We start from the raw sequence: 1,145 nt of genomic DNA on the forward strand, positions 1-1,145 counted from the left end.
AGCATAAGTTGTATTTTTTAATTAATTAAGCTAATTCCCCCTTTTCGGGGATTAGGGCAAAAACACCCAATATCTATAGGTAAAATTCGACATAATTTGACCATTCTTACTATTGAGAGCTTAGGCTCTCTTTTTTATTTTCATTCGACAAAATACGACATACTAAAAACAGGTCATCTGATATGATTAGCTCGAAAATCTTACATTTTAAAAGGGGATATAATATGGCTAATCCAAAATATACTAAGATTGATGAACGATTTGGCGTTATCGAATACCCGGTTACACTTACTGAAATGGTTGAAATATCAAAAGAATTCCCGAAAACGGAACGTACATATTATCAGTATGCTTTCAATGCTTTAAAGAAGGTTATGAAAGCTAAAGAAGCGATTCACTATTTCGAGGTAGCTCAACCTAAATTCACCAAAACAGGATTTATCATTGTTGGGGAACATAATCTATACCTGGTAAGTATGAAAGGTGGTTTCTTTGGTGGCGCTGAAGCTGAAGTTGTGAAATACAAAGATATTAAAGGCGTAGATTTTGATATCATACAAGGTCCATTAGGGATTTCTCTTATGAATACAGGAATCATTTATTTGGAAATGAAAAAATTGTTTGGAACGAAGAAACGTACAATCCACAATATTCCTGACTATAATGTCGATGCATTATTAAAAGTGATTCGTAATCAATTAAAATAACTAATACATACCGGAGGAAATAATCATGAAACGAAAATTACTTACAGCATTAGCATGTAGTGCATTACTTATGGGATTGGCTGCTTGTGGTTCTAATGATAAAGCAAGCACTTCAAGCGATACTAAGCCTAAACAAGAAGCAAAAAAGCCTGAACAGGTTACTACAACGTCACTTATTAACGAGTTCAAGAAAGCTGGATTAGAAGCTGAAAATGCTACGGATCTACCACAAAAGGAATTCGGTAACATGCGTAAAGACGGGAAGCGTATCCTTACTCCAAAGTTAGGTGATGATAAAGGTGGGCGTGTGTTTGAATTTAGTAAAAAAGAAGATTTAGAGAAAGCTAAGAAATACTATGATGAATTAAGGGTTCTGGTGCAAAAACTTAATGATAATTGCAATGAATCTATAAATCTTGGACATACTGTTACTATTAC

2 protein-coding genes are annotated in these 1,145 nt (G+C 33.9%); both read left to right on the forward strand.

Features of this window, described 5'->3' with window-relative positions; all coding sequences use genetic code 11:
• Positions 1–224: 224 nt before the first annotated feature.
• Complete coding sequence (locus V7038_RS14555) at positions 225–707, forward strand: PH domain-containing protein (RefSeq protein ID WP_215598510.1); 483 nt, start codon at positions 225–227, stop codon at positions 705–707.
• Between the two features lie 25 nt (positions 708–732).
• Positions 733–1,145: hypothetical protein (locus V7038_RS14560; protein WP_335470642.1), on the forward strand; the 413-nt coding region annotated here is incomplete at its 3' end.

The sequence above is a fragment of the Bacillus sp. JJ783 genome (genome assembly GCF_036963225.1).
In the GTDB taxonomy this organism is placed as follows: Bacteria; Bacillota; Bacilli; order Bacillales; family Bacillaceae_G; genus Bacillus_A; species Bacillus_A cereus_U.

What these genes read in the sequence shown, in the direction of transcription:
- V7038_RS14555 (WP_215598510.1), top strand. Translation starts at nt 225, where the DNA reads ATGGCTAATCCAAAATATACTAAGATTGATGAACGATTTGGCGTTATC.